A 328-nucleotide genomic window follows, 5' to 3' on the forward strand; every position below is an offset into this window, starting at 1 on the left:
CCACAGATTTCGCTTGAATTTCTTGGAGCTCAACTGCGCCGTCTATCGCGGTGTCAGCGAGGCCAAGCACCCAACTTAGTTGCACAGTTTATTGAAACGGGTTTGCATTGGGCTCGCTACTATGGAGCTCGACAGATGTATTTATTACAAGAGCTTTATTTACGTCGCACGTTTTACCAATTGGTTAATATCATCTGTGACCCTTTGTTGGAACAGCAAGTAAGGAGACAAAGCCTTTGTCAGCTGCATAAACCACAGCTTGCCCTTCAGCGTTTTTACCGCCAGCAACAGGGTATGCATAAGTACAGAGCACTCAGCCAAGAAGCTC

1 pseudogene is annotated in these 328 nt (G+C 46.6%); it reads left to right on the plus strand.

Annotated elements, in window-relative coordinates:
• Nucleotides 1-135 precede the first annotated feature (135 nt).
• A pseudogene (locus CWC14_RS18875) lies at nucleotides 136-328 on the plus strand (hypothetical protein); the annotation flags it as partial.

The organism is Pseudoalteromonas sp. S3260, assembly GCF_005886925.1.
In the GTDB taxonomy this organism is placed as follows: Bacteria; Pseudomonadota; Gammaproteobacteria; order Enterobacterales; family Alteromonadaceae; genus Pseudoalteromonas; species Pseudoalteromonas tetraodonis.